Source organism: Pseudocitrobacter vendiensis (assembly GCF_943590815.1).
GTDB classification, from domain to species: Bacteria; Pseudomonadota; Gammaproteobacteria; order Enterobacterales; family Enterobacteriaceae; genus Pseudocitrobacter; species Pseudocitrobacter vendiensis.
Genome location: NZ_CALSBS010000034.1, coordinates 23,560 through 42,218, shown reverse-complemented (window position 1 = coordinate 42,218; position 18,659 = coordinate 23,560). Strand labels below are relative to the sequence as shown.

17 protein-coding genes and 1 pseudogene are annotated in these 18,659 nt (G+C 53.1%); 11 read left to right on the top strand and 7 right to left on the bottom strand.

Going from position 1 to position 18,659, the window contains the following annotated elements:
- Together NMC31_RS22960 and NMC31_RS22955 are read right to left on the bottom strand one after the other, a co-directional pair.
- Positions 1 to 371: pseudogene (locus tag NMC31_RS22960) on the bottom strand (nitrate/nitrite transporter); the annotation flags it as partial.
- 307 nt (positions 372 to 678) lie between these two features.
- Positions 679 to 1,491, bottom strand: coding sequence for an IclR family transcriptional regulator domain-containing protein (locus tag NMC31_RS22955; protein ID WP_436651057.1), 813 nt, complete (start codon positions 1,489 to 1,491; stop codon positions 679 to 681).
- A 240-nt stretch (positions 1,492 to 1,731) separates the two neighbouring features.
- Here NMC31_RS22955 and NMC31_RS22950 point away from each other — a divergent pair, with 240 nt between their 5' ends.
- From NMC31_RS22950 to benD, 7 genes are all read left to right on the top strand, one after another.
- On the top strand, positions 1,732 to 2,850 hold the full coding sequence (locus NMC31_RS22950; RefSeq protein ID WP_253899200.1) for a muconate cycloisomerase family protein: 1,119 nt from the start codon (positions 1,732 to 1,734) through the stop codon (positions 2,848 to 2,850).
- 8 nt (positions 2,851 to 2,858) lie between these two features.
- Entirely contained in the window at positions 2,859 to 3,149 is a 291-nt protein-coding gene (gene catC, locus NMC31_RS22945) for a muconolactone Delta-isomerase (RefSeq protein WP_015964357.1), read from the top strand.
- 72 nt (positions 3,150 to 3,221) lie between these two features.
- Positions 3,222 to 4,151 (top strand): catechol 1,2-dioxygenase, encoded by a 930-nt coding sequence (gene catA / locus NMC31_RS22940; RefSeq protein ID WP_253899199.1) that lies wholly within the window; start codon positions 3,222 to 3,224, stop codon positions 4,149 to 4,151.
- 61 nt (positions 4,152 to 4,212) lie between these two features.
- Positions 4,213 to 5,607: a Rieske 2Fe-2S domain-containing protein gene (locus NMC31_RS22935; protein WP_253899198.1), complete on the top strand. Its 1,395-nt coding sequence runs from the start codon at positions 4,213 to 4,215 to the stop codon at positions 5,605 to 5,607.
- Positions 5,594 to 6,079: a benzoate 1,2-dioxygenase small subunit gene (gene benB, locus NMC31_RS22930; RefSeq protein ID WP_149462541.1), complete on the top strand. Its 486-nt coding sequence runs from the start codon at positions 5,594 to 5,596 to the stop codon at positions 6,077 to 6,079. The genes NMC31_RS22935 and benB overlap by 14 nt, the downstream gene beginning before the upstream one ends.
- Positions 6,080 to 6,088: 9 nt before the next feature.
- Positions 6,089 to 7,105: a benzoate 1,2-dioxygenase electron transfer component BenC gene (gene benC / locus NMC31_RS22925; RefSeq protein ID WP_253899197.1), complete on the top strand. Its 1,017-nt coding sequence runs from the start codon at positions 6,089 to 6,091 to the stop codon at positions 7,103 to 7,105.
- 9 nt (positions 7,106 to 7,114) lie between these two features.
- The gene (gene benD, locus NMC31_RS22920; protein WP_253899196.1) at positions 7,115 to 7,888 is read left to right on the top strand and encodes a benzoate diol dehydrogenase BenD; all 774 of its coding nucleotides are present in this window, start codon (positions 7,115 to 7,117) and stop codon (positions 7,886 to 7,888) included.
- On the opposite strand, the gene yddG is transcribed toward benD, so the two are convergent.
- Positions 7,885 to 8,763, bottom strand: a complete 879-nt coding sequence (yddG, locus tag NMC31_RS22915) for an aromatic amino acid DMT transporter YddG (protein ID WP_253899195.1) — start codon at positions 8,761 to 8,763, stop codon at positions 7,885 to 7,887. The two genes, benD and yddG, sit on opposite strands and share 4 nt — an antisense overlap.
- A gap of 220 nt (positions 8,764 to 8,983) precedes the next feature.
- Here yddG and fdnG point away from each other — a divergent pair, with 220 nt between their 5' ends.
- Genes fdnG through fdnI form a run of 3 tightly spaced genes read left to right on the top strand, consistent with a single transcriptional unit; the run spans position 8,984 to position 13,575 of the window.
- Positions 8,984 to 12,031 carry a formate dehydrogenase-N subunit alpha gene (gene fdnG / locus NMC31_RS22910; RefSeq protein ID WP_253899194.1) on the top strand — a complete coding sequence of 1,016 codons (3,048 nt, stop codon included), beginning with the start codon at positions 8,984 to 8,986 and terminating at the stop codon, positions 12,029 to 12,031.
- Between the two features lie 10 nt (positions 12,032 to 12,041).
- Positions 12,042 to 12,929 (top strand): formate dehydrogenase subunit beta, encoded by an 888-nt coding sequence (fdxH, locus tag NMC31_RS22905; protein WP_108474287.1) that lies wholly within the window; start codon positions 12,042 to 12,044, stop codon positions 12,927 to 12,929.
- On the top strand, positions 12,922 to 13,575 hold the full coding sequence (gene fdnI, locus NMC31_RS22900; protein ID WP_253899193.1) for a formate dehydrogenase-N subunit gamma: 654 nt from the start codon (positions 12,922 to 12,924) through the stop codon (positions 13,573 to 13,575). Before fdxH ends, fdnI begins: the two co-directional genes overlap by 8 nt.
- A 54-nt stretch (positions 13,576 to 13,629) precedes the next feature.
- On the opposite strand, the gene NMC31_RS22895 is transcribed toward fdnI, so the two are convergent.
- Positions 13,630 to 13,953: a CcdB family protein gene (locus NMC31_RS22895; protein ID WP_253899192.1), complete on the bottom strand. Its 324-nt coding sequence runs from the start codon at positions 13,951 to 13,953 to the stop codon at positions 13,630 to 13,632.
- A complete protein-coding gene (locus NMC31_RS22890) occupies positions 13,953 to 14,246 on the bottom strand; it encodes a hypothetical protein (protein WP_253899191.1) in 294 nt (97 codons plus the stop codon). The genes NMC31_RS22895 and NMC31_RS22890 overlap by 1 nt, the downstream gene beginning before the upstream one ends.
- Before the next feature lie 131 nt (positions 14,247 to 14,377).
- On the opposite strand from NMC31_RS22890, the gene araJ reads away from it, so the two are divergent.
- A complete protein-coding gene (gene araJ, locus NMC31_RS22885) occupies positions 14,378 to 15,553 on the top strand; it encodes an MFS transporter AraJ (protein ID WP_253899190.1) in 1,176 nt (391 codons plus the stop codon).
- A gap of 14 nt (positions 15,554 to 15,567) precedes the next feature.
- Here araJ and adhP read toward each other — a convergent pair whose 3' ends face one another.
- Both adhP and NMC31_RS22875 read right to left on the bottom strand, forming a co-directional pair.
- Complete coding sequence (adhP, locus tag NMC31_RS22880; RefSeq protein WP_149462532.1) at positions 15,568 to 16,578, bottom strand: alcohol dehydrogenase AdhP; 1,011 nt, start codon at positions 16,576 to 16,578, stop codon at positions 15,568 to 15,570.
- A 213-nt stretch (positions 16,579 to 16,791) separates the two neighbouring features.
- Complete coding sequence (locus NMC31_RS22875) at positions 16,792 to 18,504, bottom strand: ABC-F family ATP-binding cassette domain-containing protein (protein WP_253899189.1); 1,713 nt, start codon at positions 18,502 to 18,504, stop codon at positions 16,792 to 16,794.
- Between the last annotated feature and the right edge of the window lie 155 nt (positions 18,505 to 18,659).

The following is an 18,659-nucleotide window of genomic DNA, read 5'->3' as shown; positions in this document are numbered from 1 at the left end:
GTGTTCTGAATGGCAATACCCAGCCAAACGCAGGGAATAATGAGAATTACCGTGCTTAATACCGTCCAGTAACGCCCACCCAATATAGGCACCATAAAGGAGTAGGGGACGCGTAAAATAGCCCCGGAGAGAGAAGGTAACGCAGTTAATAAAAAGAGCTGATCGGTGGTGAAACTAAAGCCGACTTTATTGAGATTGACCGCAACGGCACTGAAGAGCATCCAGACACAGAAGGCGAGTAATAAACAACTTACTGAAATGACGAGGTTTTTTCGTGCTATTTTATGCCCTTTATTCTCCCAAAACGCCGCATTTTCCGGTTTCCACGTAGTTAAAAGATAATGATTATTTTTCTCATTTTGTTGTGACATATTACCCTCGACGCGCCAGTAATTAATGAAAAACAAGCAATAACGGCGGCTGATTTTCACAAATCAGGGCGCCGTCAAATAATCGGTATTATTGGAGTCTCGAATGAAGGATAGATAAGAAAAGCTCGCCACGAGAAGGACATGGGTATTATCAGGGATAACAATTGTTACTAAATGTAACGATTAAGTTAATGTTTGGTTGTTCATGCGCGGTTTTTTCGGGGGATTCTGGAAACGTCAGGGAAACTAAAGTATTGGGTGGATGCCCTCACTCCGGCCCTCTCCCACAGGGAGAGGGGCGCTCTTCTCACAACTGCAACGACAGCTCCATCGCCGCCCGCCTTAACGGAGCCAGTGCTTTCTCCTTCAACGCCTGGGCACTCATCGTGGACGCGGGCACGCCGACGTTCATCGCCGCGACAATTTGCCCGCTGCGTGAAAGCAGCGGCACAGCCAGCGAGCAAAGCCCCATTTCTATCTGCCGGTCAGCAAGGGCGTAACCCTGAATACGCACTTTGGCAATCTCCGTACGCAGGGACTCTTTATCGCACAGCGTATGCGGCGTGTAGCGAATTAATGTAGCGCGTGACAATGTCACTTCAAGTTGTTCTTCTGGCAGCGCACTCAGCAGCACGCGGCCCATGGAAGTGGCCCAGGCGGGTAAACGACTGCCGCGTCCCAAATCAATGCTTAGCAGGTTATTTACAGCGGTTCGCGCAATGTACAGCACATTATCACCATCAAGCGTCGCGGCTGAGCAGGATTCATTGAGTTGCTGACCGAGCGTGTCGAGAGATTGCTGAGCCGCTTTCGCCAGCGGTGTTCCGGCGAGGTATGCATGACCGACCGCCAGCACGCGGGGTAAAAGCTCGTAGCTGCGGCCATCTGGCGTATGCACCATGCCAAGCGCCGCAAGGGTATACAAACAGCGGCGAACGGCTGCGCGGGAGATCTGGGTTTTCTGACTCAGTTGTGAGATTGTTAATCGCTGACGTTGTGGGGTGAAGGCGCTCAGCACCTCCAGGCCACGGGCCAGAGACAACATAAAGTTGGGGTCCCGCTCAGCCTGCCTGGCCGTAAGGGAGTCATTGATTTCATTGCTCATTTTGACCCGCTCCATTCAGGGGTAACGATGCTCACTGCGTCACTATACCTTGTGGGTGCAACGGCAGGCAGGAATCTCCCTAATATCCCACGAAGATCACATTATTAACTGTCTTATAACAAACGTGTCGATAATCGCACAACATTTCGATTATCGTCGTTGACCACCCCTGTTGTGAAAATCTATTGTCAAAAGCAAGGTTATCGCCACCCTGTGGGGATTAGACCAAAACAATAAGAAGTAAAAGGAAGAGAGATGAGCGCCACAATTGAACATATTGAAAGCTGGCTGGTGGATGTTCCGACTATTCGCCCGCACAAATTATCGATGACCACCATGGGCTGCCAGACGCTGGTGATCATTCGCATTACCCGATCAGACGGCATTACCGGGATAGGTGAAGCGACCACCATTGGTGGGCTGAGCTATGGGGTAGAAAGCCCGGAGGCGATCAAACTCACTATTGATGGCTACCTTGCCCCCTTATTACAGGGGCAGCCAGCGGACAATTTGCAGGCGCTGCTCTATCTCATTGAAAAGAGCGTCAAGGGCAATACCTTTGCCAAATCAGCGATAGAAACCGCGCTGCTGGATGCGCAGGGTAAATCACTGGGCGTGCCGGTGTCGGCGCTGCTGGGCGGCGCATTGCAAACGTCTATTCCGGTGCTGTGGACGCTGGCGAGCGGTGATACGGCAAAAGACATTGCTGAAGGGGAAAACCTGCTGGCTTCACGTCGTCATCAGGCGTTTAAGCTGAAAATCGGGGCGCGTGAGCTGGCGACCGATCTTAAACATACTGCGGCGATTGTTGATGCGCTGGGCGATCGCGCCAGTATTCGCGTTGATGTAAACCAGGCCTGGGATGCAACAACCGGGGCGAAAGGCTGCCGCGAACTGGCGGCGATGGGCGTTGACCTGATTGAGCAGCCGGTTTCGGCGCGCGATAACGCCGCGCTGGTGCGTTTAAGCCAGACCATCGAGACGGCGATTCTGGCCGACGAAGCGGTGTCCACGCATTTCGACGGCTATCAGCTGGCGCAGCAGGGTTTTACCGGGGCTTATGCGCTGAAAATTGCCAAAGCGGGCGGACCGCAAAGCGTCCTTAAGCTGGCGCACGTGGCCCAGGCGGCGGGCATTGGTTTGTATGGCGGAACGATGCTGGAAGGCAGCGTCGGGACGGTGGCCTCGCTGCATGCCTGGTCAACGCTTCCGCTGGCCTGGGGTAGCGAAATGTTTGGCCCACTGCTGCTAAAAGACGACGTCATCAGCGTACCGCTGACCTTTGCCGATGGGCACGTTACGCTGCCGCAGACGCCTGGGTTGGGCATTGAACTGGATGAAGATAAATTGCGTTTTTATACGCGTAAAGGATGAGGTAGAGCATGTTATTTAAAGTTGAAATGACCGTTAATATTCCGCTGGACTTTCCGGTAGAGCAGGCGGATGAAATTAAGAAAAAAGAAAAAGCCTACTCGCAGCAATTACAGCGTGATGGCAAATGGCGACACATCTGGCGCGTAGCCGGTTTATATTCCAACGTCAGTATTTTCGATGTACAGGATGCTGATGAATTGCATCAAATTTTAATGGGTTTACCGCTATATCCATTTATGGATATTCAGGTTGATGCACTGTGTCGTCATCCTTCATCCATTCGCGACGACGATAAATAAAATAATAACCTCATGTCGGGGTAATTCCCCGGCATTCTCTGTACCCTGCAAGCAAAAAAGTGAGATAACAATATGACTAACTCATTCGTACAACCAGACGAAGTACAGGCTTTATTGCGCGAAAGCGCTGGTTTAAATTCCCCTGATGGCGACGAACGTTTTAAAGCGATTACTCATCGATTGCTGGAAAATATTTGCAGTTTAATTGATGACTATAATGTCACCCAGGAAGAGTTCTGGCATGCCATTAATTATCTGCATGAACTGGGCGGTCGTCAGGAAGCGGCATTATTAGCAGCGGGCCTGGGTCTGGAGCATTTCCTCGATTTACGTCAGGATGCCATTGATGCCGCACAGCAACGTGAAACCGGCGGCACGCCACGCACCATTGAAGGCCCGTTGTATGTGGCTAACGCACCGCTGGCGCAGGGGCACGCCCGAATGGACGACGGTAAAGATCCGGGGGAAACTTTGTGGCTGCACGGCGTGGTTACCGACACCAAAGGTCAGCCGGTTGCGAATGCCATTGTTGATATCTGGCACGCCAATACGCTGGGCAACTATTCCTTCTTCGATCAGAGTCAGAGCGAATACAACCTGCGCCGTCGTATTCAAACCGGCGCGGACGGGCGCTACAGCGTGCGTACCATCATGCCTTCAGGCTATGGCTGCCCGCCAGATGGCCCAACCCAAAAATTGCTGGATCTGTTAGGTCGCCACGGCAACCGCCCTGCGCATATTCATTTCTTTGTTTCCGCACCGGGTCATAAACATTTAACCAGCCAGATTAACTTTAACGGTGATGAATATTTGTGGGATGACTTTGCTTTCGCCACGCGCGATGGCTTAATTGCTGACCCGGTTAAAGTTAATGATGAACAGAAAATTCGCGAGCGTGACCTCGAAGGCCCACATACGGAAATTCGCTTTGATTTTACAATCTGCAAAGCGTTATCTGCCGATGAAGAAAGTCGAATTACTCGCTCGCGTGCAAAAGAATAATATTTAACGCTCGCTGTGCACCTGCACTATTTTTATCCTTGCAATTACGGGAGAAACCGTTATGCAAAAAACACTGACATCGCTAAAAAATAAAATCAGCAATGCACTGATTGTCGATCGTGAAAATCATATTTATCGCTGCCATCGGTCTATATTTACCGACCAGGTTTTGTTCGATTTTGAAATGAAACATATTTTTGAAGGTAACTGGGTATTTCTGGCACATGAAAGCCAGATCCCGGAGCCGGGTGATTATTACACTTTAACGCTGGGCCGCCAGCCGGTGATTATTACCCGCGACAAGAAAAATGAGCTGCATGCGATGATCAACAGCTGCGCTCACCGTGGCGCGATGCTGTGCCGCCGTAAAACAGGTAACAAGAGCTCCTTCACCTGTCCGTTCCACGGCTGGACTTTCAGCAATAACGGCAAGCTGCTGAAAGCGAAAGATGAAAGTACCGGTGGTTATCCCGAGACGTTCAAGCACGAAGGCTCGCACGATCTGAAAAAACTGCCGCGTTTTGAGTCGTATCGCGGGTTCCTGTTTGGCAGCCTGAGTGACGATGTACAACCGCTGGCCGATTACCTGGGCGAAACGCTGAAAATAATCGATCTGATTGTTGATCAGGCGCCGGAAGGTCTGGAAGTGCTGAAAGGCTCTTCCAGCTACGTGTACGAAGGTAACTGGAAACTGGGTGCGGAAAACGGTGCCGACGGTTATCACGTGAGCGTCGTGCACTGGAACTATGCCTCTACCATGTCACGCCGAAACTATGAAGCGGAAGGTACGCACGCGGTGGATGCGAACGGCTGGTCGAAAAGCGTGGGCGGCGGTTACGGCTTTGAAAATGGCCATATGCTGCTATGGACGCGGGCGCTTAATCCTGAAGTGCGTCCGGTCTTTGCTCATTACGACCGTTTAAAAGCAGAATTTGGCGATAACCGCGCCGGGCAGATGGTCAACGAAACGCGCAATCTCTGTATTTACCCGAATGTTTATCTGATGGATCAGTTCTCCACGCAGATCCGCGTGATTCGGCCCATTTCTGTTGATAAAACAGAAGTCACTATCTGGTGTTTTGGCCCGAAAGGGGAACCGGATACCGCACGCGCGTTACGCATTCGTCAGTACGAAGATTTCTTTAATGTCAGTGGCATGGGCACGCCGGACGATCTCGAAGAGTTCAGCGCCTGCCAGCGCGGGTATCTGGGGGAAAATCTGGCCTGGAGCGACCTCAGTCGCGGTGCGCTGCACTGGGTTGATGGTCCCGATGAGCATGCCAGCGAGTCCGGTTTTAAACCCATTTTAAGCGGCGTGAAATCGGAAGATGAAGCGCTGTACATCGCCCATCACCATCACTGGCAAACGGTGATGCTGGCCGCGCTGGAGAAAGAACAGCAGCGCTACGATGCGTCTATTACCCAGCGTGTGGAGGTGGCCGATGCTGACGTGTGATCAGGTAAAACAATTTTTGTATCACGAGGCCAGGCTGCTGGACGACCGTCAATGGGATGAGTGGATCGCCTGCTACAGCCCTAAAGTAGTCTACTGGATGCCCGCCTGGGGTGATGATGACAAGCTGACCACCGACCCGCAGCGTGAAATTTCACTGATTTACTATCCAAATCGTGAAGGGCTGGAAGACAGGGTTTACCGCATCAAAACTGAGCGTTCTGGCGCCAGTACGCCGGAGCCGCGCACCACCCATATGATCAGCAATATTGAGATCCTCGGCCAGAGCGATCAGGGCGTAGATGTGCGCTACAACTGGGTAACTTACAGCCACCGCTATCAGCAAACGGATTGTTATTTTGGCACCACTTTCTGCACGCTGGTGGCGGGCGACGGTCAACCACAAATTGTGCGCAAAACCGTACAACTTAATAACGATTACATCCGTCAGGTTATCGATGTTTACCATATTTAAGAGGTGCTTATGAGCTATACCATAGCGCTCAATTTTGAAGACGGCGTCACCCGATTTATTCAATGTAACGCCGGGGAGAAGGTGCTCGACGCCGCGTATCGCCAGAAAGTTAATCTGCCGATGGATTGTTCCGACGGTGTGTGCGGCACCTGTAAGTGTCATTGTCCAAGCGGCAACTACTCACTGGGCGAGGATTATCTGGAAGAGGCGCTGGATGAAGACGAAGCGCAGGCGCGTCAGGTGCTGACCTGTCAGATGATCCCGGACAGCGATTGCGTGCTCGATGTGCCCGTCGCGGCGGCAGCGTGCAAAACAGGGATCTCCTCGTTTAATGCCACGGTGAAACGCGTCACGGCGCTGTCGGATAGCGCCATTGAGCTGGTGGTGGAAACCGACGGAAGCCTCAATTTCCTGCCTGGCCAGTACATCAATATTCAGGTGCCGGGTACACCGCAGGTACGCGCTTATTCCTTTAGCTCATTACCGGGCTGTAACGAAGGCCGTTTTCTGATTCGTAACGTGCCAGGCGGCCTGATGAGCCAGTGGTTAAGCCATAAAGCGGTGGCGGGTGCGCCACTGAGCCTGACCGGGCCGATGGGCAGTTTTTATCTGCGTGACGGCGAACGCCCGCTGCTGATGCTGGCGGGCGGCACCGGGCTGGCGCCGATGCTGGCGATGCTGCATACCCTGGCGCAGCAGCAAAGTGCGCGCGACATTACCTTGCTTTACGGCGTGAATGGCGATGACGACCTGGTGCTGGGCGACTTGCTCGACAGTTTCGCCGCGCAACTGCCGGGCTTTAGCTGGCTGCCGGTGGTGGCTGCCAGCGAAAGTGCCTGCCCGCAAAAAGGCTATGTGACGGAACACTTTACCAGCCAGATGCTCAACGAGGGTGATGTTGATATTTACCTCTGCGGGCCGCCGCCGATGGTGAACGCCGTCACCTCTGCGTTGCAGGCGCTGGGCGTTAACCCGGCTGGATTCTGGTATGAGAAATTTATCGCCAGCCAGAGCGCGGCGGCATAAGGAGCAATCATGCGATTTAGCAATAAAGTGATGGCGATTACCGGTGCGGCGCAGGGTATTGGCCGCCGTACGGCGGAGCTGGCGGCAGAACAGGGCGCGGCGCTGCTGCTTATCGACCGCTCGCAATATGTTCATGAACTGGCGGCGGAATTGTCTGCTGCCGGGCACCACGTGCTGGCGCTGGAAGCGGATCTTGAACAGTGGGAAAGCACGGAACAGGTATTTGCCGCAGGTGTCGCGCACTTTGGCCGGATTGATGCGCTGGTGAACAATGTCGGCGGCACCATCTGGGCACGACCCTTCGCCGAGTATCAACCCGCGCAAATTGAAGCGGAAGTGCGACGCTCGCTTTTCCCGACGCTGTGGGGCTGCCGTGCGGTGCTACCGTATATGCTGGCGCAGGGCAAAGGCAGTATCGTCAATATCTCTTCAGTGGCGACAGGAGGGGTGAATCGCGTGCCGTATTCGGCTGCAAAAGGCGGCGTTAATGCCCTGACGCGCTCCATTGCGATGGAATATAGCGAGGCTGGCATTCGCATTAATGCCGTCGCGCCCGGTGGGACAGAAGCTCCGGCGCGTTTAACGCCGCGCAACACGGAGCAGCCGAGCGAGCAGGAAAAAGCGTGGTATCAACAGGTGGTGGATCAAACGGTGCAAAGTAGTTTACTGCACCGTTACGGCACGCTGGATGAACAATCGCATGCCATTCTGTTCCTCGCCAGTGATGAAGCCAGCTACATCACCGGCGTGGTATTGCCCGTCGCAGGTGGCGACCTCGGTTAACGCCGGGTCGCGTACCAGCAGAGCAGGGAGCCTGCACAAACCATGCAGGCCCCTTGCCAGAATGCCCAGGAAAGCGATTCGCTCAATAACAGTGCCGCCAGCGCAGCGGAAAGCACTGGCGTCAGATACGAAGCCGTCGCCAGCAGGCTGACGTTACCGTGCAGGATCCCGATGTTCCACGCCGCATAGCCAAAGCCCAGCGCGATCGCACACATCCCAAGCTTAATCACTACTGACAGGCTGAAGGCCATTTCTGGCTGGGTGCTGAACAGAAACTTAATCCACAGCGTAACGGCAGTCAGCAGAATAAACAGCGTGATGCCATTTTTGCCTTTAGCATATTTCGCTGTCACCGTGCAGTAAGCCGCCCAGATGAAAGCCCCGGTAAAGGCGAGAATATAGCTTAGCGGGCTGGAAATAATGTTGCTGATAATTTCATCAATATTTAACCCGCGATCGCCACCCAGTACCCAACTGACACCTAACAGTGATAATCCCAGACCGGGAATAATTAATAAGTTACTCTTCTGGCCGTTGAAAATAATGGCGAACAGAATCGTCAGGCTAGGCCATAAATAATTGACCATTCCCACTTCAATGGCCTGCTGGCGCGTACCGGCAAATCCGAGCGACAGCGCCAGACATATTTCATAGCTCACAAACAGCACACAGCCCGCCAGCAGATAACGGCGTGAAAACTGGCGAAGATCGGGGAAACCGACGGTAAACAACAGCAGCAAACCGCTCAGGGTGTAGATCATCGCTGCGCCGCCTACCGGGCCAAGACCTTCGCTGACGCCGCGAATCAGTCCCACCATGGTGCTCCATAACACAATGGCCACCAGGCCAATAAGCGTTGCTTTCATTTTATTCATCACAAATTGATGGCTTACGTTGAGCAAACCTCGTTTATAGCACTTTTTACCTGTCGGCGGAGAATAATTTCCATGGGATGTACTACTAAAGAGTTAACGAAAGTCAATGACCCTGACTATTAAGGGGGCAGATCTATTTGAGTTTGATTTGACGCAAAAAACGCAGGGGTATAGCTGTTAATTTGCCTGCCTACGTTACATTCCAATAACGAGGAAAGCAATGGACGTCAGCCGCAGGAAATTTTTTAAAATCTGCGCGGGCGGTATGGCGGGTACAACGGCAGCGGCGCTGGGCTTTATGCCTAAAATGGCGCTGGCTCAGGCACGTAATTTCAAACTGCTGAAAGCCAAAGAAGTCCGTAATACCTGTACTTACTGCTCTGTGGGTTGTGGGCTATTAATGTATAGCCTGGGCGATGGGGCGAAAAATACCCGCGAAGCGATTTATCATATTGAAGGTGACCCGGATCATCCGGTCAGCCGCGGGGCATTATGCCCGAAAGGGGCGGGCCTGCTGGATTATATCCACAGTGAAAACCGTCTGCGTTACCCGGAATACCGTGCGCCAGGCTCCAACAAATGGCAGCGCATCAGCTGGAACGAAGCGTTTGAACGTATCGCGAAGCTGATGAAAGCGGACCGCGACGCCAACTTTATCGAAAAAAACGATCAAGGCGTCGCCGTAAACCGTTGGCTGTCGACCGGGATGCTCTGCGCATCGGCGGCAAGTAATGAGACCGGTATGCTGACGCAAAAATTTGTGCGTTCTCTTGGCATGCTGGCGGTAGACAACCAGGCGCGCGTCTGACACGGACCAACGGTAGCAAGTCTTGCTCCAACATTTGGTCGCGGTGCGATGACCAATCACTGGGTTGATATCAAAAACGCCAACGTTGTGATGGTGATGGGCGGCAACGCCGCTGAAGCGCATCCGGTGGGTTTCCGCTGGGCGATGGAAGCCAAAAACAATAACGATGCGACGCTTATCGTCGTCGATCCACGCTTTACGCGTACCGCCTCGGTGGCGGATATCTACGCGCCAATTCGTTCCGGTACGGACATTACGTTCCTGTCTGGCGTCCTGCTGTACCTGATCGAAAACAACAAAATTAACGCTGAATACGTTAAAAGCTACACCAACGCCAGCCTGCTGGTGCGTGATGATTTTGGCTTCGAAGACGGCCTGTTCAGCGGCTATGACGAAACGAAGCGCCAGTACGATAAAACGTCCTGGAACTATCAGTTCGATGAAAACGGCTATGCCAAACGCGACGAGACGCTGACGCATCCTCGCTGTGTGTGGAATCTGCTGAAGCATCACGTTTCTCGCTATACCCCGGACGTGGTGGAAAACATCTGCGGTACCCCAAAAGCGGACTTCCTGAAGGTTTGTGAAGTGCTGGCTTCTACCAGTGCGGCTGACCGGACGACCACGTTCCTGTACGCGCTCGGCTGGACGCAGCACACCGTGGGTGCGCAGAACATTCGCACCATGGCGATGATTCAGTTGCTGCTCGGTAATATGGGGATGGCAGGTGGCGGCGTGAACGCCCTGCGCGGTCACTCCAACATTCAGGGCCTGACCGACCTGGGGCTGCTTTCAACCAGCCTGCCGGGGTATCTGACGCTGCCGTCGGACAAACAGACTGACCTGCAAACGTACCTGACGGCCAACACACCGAAAGCCACGCGCGCAGACCAGGTGAACTACTGGGGCAACTATCCGAAGTTCTACGTCAGCCTGATGAAAGCGTTCTACGGTGATGCGGCGCAGAAAGAGAACGGCTGGGGCTTCGACTGGTTGCCGAAATGGGATCAGGCCTATGACGTGATTAAGTATTTCAACATGATGGACCACGGCAAAGTGAATGGCTATATCTGCCAGGGCTTTAACCCGGTCGCCAGCTTCCCGGACAAAAACAAAACCGTCCGCGCACTGAGTAAGTTGAAATACATGGTGGTTATCGATCCGTTAGTCACCGAAACCTCGACGTTCTGGCAAAACCACGGCGAATCGAACGACGTTGATCCGTCAACGATTCAGACTGAAGTCTTCCGTCTGCCATCAACCTGCTTTGCGGAAGAAGATGGTTCGATTGCCAACTCTGGCCGCTGGCTGCAATGGCACTGGAAAGGTGCAGAGCCGCCGGGAGAAGCGCTGAACGACGGCGAGATTCTGGCTGGTATCTACCATCGTCTGCGCGAGATGTATCGCACTGAAGGGGGTAAAGGTACTGAACCGCTGCTGAAAATGAGCTGGAACTATAAGCAGCCGGACCGCCCGGAATCAGAAGAAGTGGCGAAAGAGAACAACGGCTACGCGCTGGAAGATCTCTATGATGCTAACGGTCAACTGGTGGCGAAAAAAGGTCAGTTGCTCAACAGCTTCGCGCTGCTGCGTGACGATGGTACTACGGCGTCGTCCTGCTGGATTTACACCGGTAGCTGGACAGAGCAGGGCAACCAGATGGCGAATCGCGATAACGCCGATCCATCGGGTCTGGGGAATACCCTCGGCTGGGCATGGGCGTGGCCGCTGAACCGCCGTGTGCTGTACAACCGCGCATCTGCCGATCCTCAGGGTAAACCGTGGGATCCAAAACGGATGCTGATTAAATGGAATGGCGCGAAATGGGTCGGGAACGATATTCCGGACTTTAACACCGCCGCACCAGGTAGCGATACCGGGCCATTTATCATGCAGCCGGAAGGGATGGGCCGTCTGTTTGCTATCGATAAGCTGGCGGAAGGTCCGTTCCCGGAACACTACGAGCCGATGGAAACGCCCCTGGGCACCAACCCGCTGCACCCGAACGTGATTTCGAGCCCGGTGGTTCGACTGTACGAAGACGATGCACTGCGGATGGGTAAAAAGGATAAGTTCCCGTATGTGGGGACAACCTATCGCCTGACCGAGCATTTCCATACCTGGACCAAGCATGCGCGCCTGAACGCCATTGCGCAGCCGGAACAGTTTGTTGAAATCAGCGAAAACCTGGCGAAAGCCAAAGGTATCGCCAATGGTGATCGCGTGACCGTCAGCAGTAAGCGCGGCTTTATCCGCGCCGTGGCGGTGGTAACGCGTCGTCTGCAAACCCTCAACGTTCATGGACAACAGGTGGAAACAATTGGGATCCCGCTGCACTGGGGTTATGAAGGCGTGGCCCGTAAAGGCTATATCGCTAACACCCTGACGCCTAATGTCGGCGATTCGAACTCGCAAACGCCGGAATATAAGGCGTTTCTGGTGAACATCGAGAAGGCTTAAGGAGCGAACGATGGATATGCAATCTCAGGATATTATCAAACGCTCTGCGACGAACCCGATAACCCCTGCGCCGCGTGCGCGGGATTATAAAGAGGAAGTGGCAAAGCTGATTGATGTTTCCTCCTGCGTGGGCTGTAAAGCCTGCCAGGTGGCGTGCTCAGAATGGAATGATATTCGCGATGACGTAGGCCACTGCGTGGGTGTGTACGATAACCCGGCAGATTTAAGCGCCAAATCCTGGACGGTGATGCGTTTTAGCGAGACCGAACAGAACGGCAAACTGGAGTGGCTGATTCGTAAAGATGGCTGCATGCACTGTGAAGATCCGGGCTGCCTGAAGGCATGCCCGTCTGCCGGCGCAATCATCCAGTACGCGAACGGGATCGTCGACTTCCAGCAGGATAACTGCATTGGCTGCGGCTACTGCATCGCCGGGTGTCCGTTTAATATTCCGCGCCTCAATAAAGAGGATAACCGGGTATACAAATGCACCCTGTGCGTGGACCGCGTCAGCGTGGGCCAGGAGCCGGCTTGTGTGAAAACCTGTCCGACCGGGGCGATTCACTTCGGCACCAAGAAAGAGATGCTGGATGTGGCTCAGGAACGTGTCGATAAGCTAAAAGCGCGCGGCTACGCTAATGCAGGCATCTATAACCCGCAGGGCGTAGGCGGTACGCACGTGATGTATGTTCTGCATCATGCGGATCAGCCGGAGCTGTATCATAAGCTGCCGAAAGATCCGAGCATCGACACCAGCATCAACCTGTGGAAAGGGGCGCTGAAACCGCTCTCTGCCGCCGGGTTCATCGCTACCTTCGCCGGGCTGATTTATCACTACATCGGTATTGGCCCGAATAAAGAAGTGGATGACGACGAAGAGGATGACAGCCATGAGTAAGTCGAAAATGATTGTGCGCACCAAATTTATTGACCGCGCCTGTCACTGGACAGTGGTGATTGCCTTTTTCCTGGTGTCGCTGTCGGGGATCTCATTCTTCTTCCCGACGCTGCAATGGCTTACTGAAACGTTCGGTACACCACAAATGGGGCGTATTCTGCACCCGTTCTTCGGCGTACTGATCTTCGTGCTGCTGATGCTGATGTTCTTCCGTTTTGTGCATCACAACATTCCGGACAAACAAGACATCCCCTGGATTAAAGGGATTGTTGAAGTTCTGAAGGGTAACGAGCACAAAGTAGCGCGCGTCGGCAAATATAACGCCGGGCAGAAAATGATGTTCTGGACCATCATGAGCATGATTTTTGTGCTTTTGGTGACCGGGATTATTATCTGGCGTCCGTACTTTGCGCACTATTTCCCTATTCAGGTCGTGCGTTACAGTCTGCTGTTGCACGCCACATCAGCCATTATTTTGATTCACGCCATCCTTATCCATATGTATATGGCTTTCTGGGTGAAAGGATCGATTAAGGGCATGATTGAAGGCAAGGTGAGCCGCCGCTGGGCGAAGAAACATCACCCGCGCTGGTATCGTGATGTCGAGCGTATGGAAGCAAAAAAAGAGACTAACGAAGGGCTGTAAGGGCCTGACGTGAATACGCTCCCCCGTGCTGCAAGGTGCGGGGGATTTTTGCATTCAGGTGTTGGTGATGAGCGAGTCGATGGCGTGGATAACGTCGTTCCGGGCGGTGCGCAGGTTGCAGATGTAGTCTGCAGGGGCCATCGATTTTGTTTTGATACTGGTCAGCATCGGTGCGCACAGCACCAGAGTTTCAAATTCAAGATTTACTTTCGGAACGACGGAACGTTGCCATTTCGGCAATAAATAATTTTTAGCCAGTGGCATAATGACTCGTGTCGCTAAGTCTTCGTAATAATCATTTTGCACAACCCTATAATAGGACCATAACTTATTGGTTAATGGTGATGGGTTTCTGTATACGTCAAATTGTTCAGCCATTAGATAACCTTAAAAAAATCATCGTCAGTTAACGTGCCATACTTTTCTATAAGATCATTCATAGCTTTCATGAATTCCTTACCCTGCTGTCGTTGGCGTGCAGTAATGCTACGAACGGGGCGGTTACCAGGGGGCGTAAGGTAAGAGCGTTCATTTTTTTTCGTCGCTGAAATTTTCATTTCTGTCTCCTTATCGTTAATGCGCTGATTATCGTTTCCCCCATTTAAAAGGCAAGTGCCTTTCACCGTGAGTTTATTAATTTGCGTAGCGGCTTCCACAATATAGCAACGCATTACATTTGCACCGGTATATTAATTCAAAAACTGAATATATGGACAATCGCGTCAGCGGGGATTTTGCGCTGGTTTGCGCCGGATGAATGTTCAATAATGTCTGCCGCAAATAATTAACAAGTGGTTGTGGTATGAAAAAGACGGTTTTTTCGTTAGCGCTTGGCACTTTTGGCCTGGGAATGGCGGAGTTCGGCATTATGGGCGTGCTGACGGATCTGGCGCGGGATACACAGATCTCGATTCCTTCCGCCGGGCACATGATCTCGTTCTATGCCTTTGGCGTGGTGATTGGCGCGCCGATTATTGCACTGTTCTCCAGTCGCTTTTCTCTCAAGCATATTCTGCTATTCCTGGCCGCACTGTGCGTGGTGGGCAACGCGATTTTCACCTTATCGTCTTCTTACACCATGCTGGCCCTCGGCAGGCTGGTCTCCGGTTTTCCACATGGCGCCTTTTTCGGCGTTGGGGCGATCATTTTGTCGAAAATCGCGCCGCCGGGTAAGGTCACCATGGCGGTAGCCGGAATGGTCTCTGGTATGACGGTCGCGAATTTATTGGGCATTCCGATTGGTACCTGGCTCGGTCATGCCTTTAGCTGGCGCTATACGTTTCTGCTGATTTCTGCGTTTGATGTCATCGTTATTGTATCGATTATCTTTTGGGTGCCCGATCTGTTTGATAAATCCAACGCGCGCCTCAGCGAGCAGTTCCGTTTCCTCAAAGCGCCAGAGCCATGGTTAATCTTCCTTGCCACCCTGTTTGGCAACGCGGGCGTCTTTGCCTGGTTTAGCTATATCAAACCCTACATGCTGTATGTCACCGGCTTCACAGAAACCTTTATGACCTTCATCATGATGTTTGTGGGGCTTGGGATGGTATTGGGAAATATCATCAGCGGGAAATTATCCGCACGCTTTAGCCCGCTACGCATCGCCGCCACCACCGATGGCATTATTGTGCTTTCGTTAGTGATGTTGTTTCTGTTTGCCGATGTTAAAGGTGCGGCGCTGGGGCTGGCGTTCATTTGCTGTGCAGGGTTATTCGCACTTTCTGCACCGTTGCAGATCCTGCTGCTGCAAAATGCGAAGGGCGGGGAGATGCTTGGCGCCGCAGGTGGTCAAATGGCCTTTAACCTCGGTAGCGCTGTGGGGGCGTATTGCGGTGGCATGATGCTGACGCTGGGTTTTGCCTACAACTATGTGGCTTTACCGGCGGCGTTGCTTTCGTTCTCGGCGATGTCGGCGCTGCTGGCGTATGGCTATGTGAAGAATCGTCGTCACGCGCGCGTTATTGCTCCCTCTGCATAGAGGGAGCATCCCGCTTACTTACGGAAATCAATCACCATACGGCCACGGATTTGGCCTTGTTCCATCTCTTTGAAGATAGCGTTGATATCTTCCAGCGGGCGAGAGGCGACTTTAGGTACCACTTTCCCTTCAGCCGCAAACTGGAAGGCCTCGGTCAGATCCTGACGCGTCCCGACCAGCGACCCTACAACCTGAATACCGTCCAACACCAGGCGCGGGATATCCAGGCTCATCGCTTCCGGCGGCAGACCAACAGCTACCACGCGGCCACCGGCACGAACGGCGTCAACCGCGGAGTTGAACGCCGCTTTGGCGACAGCGGTAACCACTGCTGCATGCGCGCCGCCGGTTTTTTCCTGCACCAGCTTTGCAGCATCCGGGCTACGGGAGTTGATGACTAAGTCTGCGCCCATGCTTTCAGCCAGTTTCAGCTGTTCATCATTGACGTCAAGCGCGATAACTTTGGCGTTAAAGACGTTTTTCGCATATTGCAGCGCCAGGTTGCCCAGACCGCCCAGACCGTAGATAGCGATCCACTGGCCCGGTTTAATGCCGGAAATTTTTACGGCTTTATAGGTCGTTACGCCCGCACAGGTAATGCTGCTGGCCGCGGCGGATTCCAGACCGTCAGGCACTTTGACGGAGTAGTCGGCGGTGACGATGCACTCTTCCGCCATACCACCGTCAGCGGTGTAACCGGCGTTAATTACCTCACGACACAGAGTTTCATTACCGCTGTTACAGTATTCACAGTGTCCACATCCCTGGAAGAACCACGCGACGCTTGCGCGATCGCCGGGTTTCAGCGAGGTCACCCCCGGGCCAACTTCTTTCACAATCCCGATACCTTCATGGCCCAGAATCACGCCGGTTTTGTCACCAAAATCGCCATTTTTAACGTGGAGATCGGTGTGGCAAACGCCGCAGCATTCCATCTTCAGAAGCGCTTCACCATGTTTTAGCGGGCGCAGTGTACGTTCGGTGACATCAACCTGATGATCTTTTGTGACGACAGCAGCCTTCATGTATTTCTCCTTTTATGATGAATTTCTGCAGAGCAATCATGTGATTACTCCATAAGGATTAATGTTTTTCTGCTTCAGTTGCAATAGCTCAGACACCTAATGTAATAATTCTTATTAAGAATTATCTATTCAGAACAAAATGTTCCTTCAATACGCCTAATGTGTATTTGACCTGGGGAGATGAGCCTGGCAGGGGGCCTGCCAGGCGTGTGCTTACAGTTTAGATTGAATTACCGCAATTTCCTGGCGCCAGGCCTGTTGCAGTTGTGGTTTCTGATGTTTGGCTTTGCGGGCAAGATCGGCGGCTAACCACGATTCCAGCGCGATGAGCCGTTCCAGCAGCGCGTCAGCATCGTCTGGCTGAGGTTGCGGTGTGTCAGCCGGAGGGCTTAGGGCACTCACTGAATCGTGCTTTTCCCTGATTCGTGTAAACATCTCATCAGCATCATGCCATTCGCTGAGGTAGCCGTTTTCAACCAGCCAGAAACGATTGCAGCAGGCGGTAATCAGTTGTCTGTCATGACTGACCAATAATACTCCGCCCTGAAATTGCTGTAGCGTTTCTGCCAGCGCGATTTTCCCTTCGATATCCAGATGGTTCGTGGGCTCATCGAGCATTAACAGGTGGTAGCGGGCAAGGGTGAGTCCGACAAATAGTAGCCTTGCACGCTCGCCGCCGCTGAGCGTGTGCACCCGTTGCCCATGACGCAGCCACGGAAAACCCGCCCGTAATAGCGCTTTTTTGCGTGTTTCCGGATCCGGCGCAAAGGCATCAAGTGCGTCAAACAACGTGGCATTATCGGGCAACTGATGCAGAGTCTGGTCGTAATAGCCGACGGTCACGCGCGGATGCAGTTTTAGCGCATCGTTGCTGCGGCCAGATAATACGTGTTGCCAGAGGGTCCGTAACAGAGAGGATTTCCCACAACCGTTATGGCCGACGAGAGCAACTCTGTCGCCACTTTTCAGTCTCGCGGCCTGAATGTGGAACAGCGGCGGCAATCCGACGTTGGGAGAAATTGACAGATTCTCAACGTCCAGCAGTCGATTTGCCGCAAGCGCATCGCCCCGCAGCGTTAACGTCCAGGGATTGCCGTCTGTCACTGCCGTCTGGCTCTCCTTAAGCCGGGCAACCTGTTTTTCCATCTGTTTCGCTTTTTGCGCCAGCCCCTCGTTATCGTAGACCCGGCCCCATGTCGCCAGCCGTTTAGCGCTTGTTGTTACCCGTTCTATCTCTTTTTGTTCCGCTTTACGCCGCAGCATATCGCTTTCATCTTTAGCCGCCAGGGCAAGCCGGGCCTGACTACAGGGAAGGGCAAAGCAGTGCAGCGTTTTATCGCGCAAAATCCAGCTGCCATTAGTGACAGTATCGAGCAACTGTCGGTCATGCGAGACAAGGATAAAACTCCCGGCCCAGCGCAACAGAAATTGTTCCAGCCACAGCAGCGTGGGCAGATCAAGATGGTTACTGGGTTCATCCAGCAGCAGTAAATCGGGTTGATGGATTAACGCGCGCGCCAGCATCAAACGTGTGTGTTGTCCGCCGCTCAGCGTAGCGCTGGTGAGTGTTGTTTCCTGCGCACTAAAGCCCATATCTGCCAGCAAGCTTTCGCCGCGCCAGCGTTCAGCATCACGGGCGTGGGCGGGGAGCCCTGCAAGTACGGCTTCCAGCAGTGATAGGGTATAAACCGCTTCGGGAAGATGTTGCTCAACGCGAGCCATCAGGCAGCGATTTGCGATGGCCACATTGCCGGCGGAGGGTTGTAATGAGCCATCCAGAACTTTCAGTAGCGTACTTTTGCCACTGCCGTTATCGCCAAGCAGGCCAATACGGTCACCCTGTTTTAGGGTAAAGGAGAGGCCGTCGAAAAGCGTAGCAAAAGCCGTATCAACACGTAATGATTGTGCAGTGAATAATGTACTCATAGTTGCTTACCCAAGAATTACAGGCGTAATAACGCCTCGTCAAACATCGCTGACGATAACCTGGTAAGCCCGAGGGAAGGGATTGGGGTGAGAGTCTTCGCTCAAGCCTCCGTTATCGCAGCACGATATCGGTAATGCTTGAGCTGGTGCGATCA

Coding starts and splice junctions, on each gene's coding strand:
- NMC31_RS22955 (WP_436651057.1), bottom strand. CDS start 1,491: ATGGAGCGGGTCAAAATGAGCAATGAAATCAATGACTCCCTTACGGCC.
- NMC31_RS22950 (WP_253899200.1), top strand. CDS start 1,732: ATGAGCGCCACAATTGAACATATTGAAAGCTGGCTGGTGGATGTTCCG.
- catC (WP_015964357.1), top strand. CDS start 2,859: ATGTTATTTAAAGTTGAAATGACCGTTAATATTCCGCTGGACTTTCCG.
- catA (WP_253899199.1), top strand. CDS start 3,222: ATGACTAACTCATTCGTACAACCAGACGAAGTACAGGCTTTATTGCGC.
- NMC31_RS22935 (WP_253899198.1), top strand. CDS start 4,213: ATGCAAAAAACACTGACATCGCTAAAAAATAAAATCAGCAATGCACTG.
- benB (WP_149462541.1), top strand. CDS start 5,594: ATGCTGACGTGTGATCAGGTAAAACAATTTTTGTATCACGAGGCCAGG.
- benC (WP_253899197.1), top strand. CDS start 6,089: ATGAGCTATACCATAGCGCTCAATTTTGAAGACGGCGTCACCCGATTT.
- benD (WP_253899196.1), top strand. CDS start 7,115: ATGCGATTTAGCAATAAAGTGATGGCGATTACCGGTGCGGCGCAGGGT.
- yddG (WP_253899195.1), bottom strand. CDS start 8,763: ATGAATAAAATGAAAGCAACGCTTATTGGCCTGGTGGCCATTGTGTTA.
- fdxH (WP_108474287.1), top strand. CDS start 12,042: ATGGATATGCAATCTCAGGATATTATCAAACGCTCTGCGACGAACCCG.
- fdnI (WP_253899193.1), top strand. CDS start 12,922: ATGAGTAAGTCGAAAATGATTGTGCGCACCAAATTTATTGACCGCGCC.
- NMC31_RS22895 (WP_253899192.1), bottom strand. CDS start 13,953: ATGGCTGAACAATTTGACGTATACAGAAACCCATCACCATTAACCAAT.
- NMC31_RS22890 (WP_253899191.1), bottom strand. CDS start 14,246: ATGCGTTGCTATATTGTGGAAGCCGCTACGCAAATTAATAAACTCACG.
- araJ (WP_253899190.1), top strand. CDS start 14,378: ATGAAAAAGACGGTTTTTTCGTTAGCGCTTGGCACTTTTGGCCTGGGA.
- adhP (WP_149462532.1), bottom strand. CDS start 16,578: ATGAAGGCTGCTGTCGTCACAAAAGATCATCAGGTTGATGTCACCGAA.
- NMC31_RS22875 (WP_253899189.1), bottom strand. CDS start 18,504: ATGAGTACATTATTCACTGCACAATCATTACGTGTTGATACGGCTTTT.